This window comes from Oleiphilus sp. HI0079 (assembly GCF_001635105.1).
Genome location: NZ_LWFT01000376.1, coordinates 1 through 1,529, shown reverse-complemented (window position 1 = coordinate 1,529; position 1,529 = coordinate 1). Strand labels below are relative to the sequence as shown.

Here is a 1,529-nt window from a genome sequence, read left to right as displayed (position 1 = left end):
CTATTGGCGGTAGATAGCTCTTGGACATGGCCTCCGAAAATACATACCGGCAACAACCAGAGACTTGCCATGCTGACTTGCAGTGTAGCGGTCATCACGGGAGAAACCTGCATTTCACGAAAACGGCGGCCAAACACTCCGGCAAAGGCATAGCAGAGTGCGGCACCCAGTATCGAGAGCTGCGCGGACACGCTCTCACCTAGACCGCTTAGGTATTGTGGCCCAATCATGGCGGCTACGCCGCCGAGTCCGATCAGTACACCAAGGATTTTTAGCGGTGCGATACGCTCGTCACTTAAAAGTGCTCCGGCAACCAATACGGTGAACAATGGTGTCGTGGCGTTGAGAATCGAAGCGAGCCCAGAGCCAATTTCTTGCTGTCCCCAAACAATCAGCGAAAAAGGCATGGCGTTGTTAATCAGTCCCATTAGGATGATCGACCACCAAAATGTGCCGGTTTTAGGGATCGTTATATTTTTGGCGAACACCAAAAACCACAAGCAGGCCGCGGCAATGGTAACGCGTAGCCAAACGACGGTGAGGGGAGAGAACCCGGTTAGCGTGATCTCATTGAAAAAGAAAGAGCCACCCCAGAGAATTGAAAGCCCAATTAGTATTGACCAGTCTTTAGCGCTCATCGCGAGCGAAACGTTTTTCATAACAGGCGCTTACTGTTTGCTGCAGCGAAGCAGTACATATTTGCTGTGCTGAGCCATGTTCTCGCAGTTCCCGAATAGTCGTTTTAATGGTCCGTGGTAGGCTAAATGACGATTGGCAATGACCCATAGCTGACCGTTCGTTTTTAAGTGCGCGTAGGCGTCTTGGAACATGGCCAGCGCAATATCGGTTCCCATTGTTTGTTGCTGATGGAACGGTGGGTTGCAAACGATCAGATCAACGTTTGGGAAGGTATCAGGAATGCCGTTTCCAGCTTCAAGAGTACAGGCGATATCGGACAAGTATTGCTGCGTATTGTGCGTCGTGCTGTCGATCGCCATAAACGATTCATCGCAGAAAAAAGCCTGCTTTGCATCGCAAGCTAGCGCGCTATTGATACCCATAATGCCATTGCCGCATGCCAAATCTATGAGGCTCTCGGCCTTGGGCAATAATTCTAGATTCGCTAGAAAAACGTGCGTGCCCGGATCAACTCTGCCTTCCGCAAACACATTGGCGTGGCAACTTAGCGCCATGCCATAGGCCGTAAATGATCGCGGAAACTTAGTGCTACCCTGCCAAGTAGTCGGATCTGGCGAGCAATGAATGAGCCTTGCTTTTTTCGCGGCAAGAGACTGGCTGCTTGGGCCAATAATATTCTCAAAAAGCACACGCGTATTTTTGCTGAGCGACTTCACCATGCACGAGGCAATCACCGTTGTGTTTTGGTTTATGTTGGCACGCAAGCGATAAAGCTGATCCTCGAGCATAGCGAGCGACTTAGGTACTTTGATCAGTACGAGATCAAAGATGCCCTGTGGATTCTGTGTGCTAGGTAGAATGGCCTCCGGCATCTCGCATTTGTTTTCGTT

Annotated in this window: 2 protein-coding genes; both read right to left on the bottom strand. The window is 50.3% G+C overall.

What is annotated here, in order from left to right:
• On the bottom strand, positions 1-659 hold a 659-nt coding region (locus A3750_RS04930; RefSeq protein WP_156498417.1), incomplete at its 3' end, for a DMT family transporter.
• A gap of 9 nt (positions 660-668) precedes the next feature.
• A partial coding sequence (locus tag A3750_RS04925) for a methyltransferase (RefSeq protein WP_068548061.1) occupies positions 669-1,529 on the bottom strand: 861 nt, incomplete at its 5' end.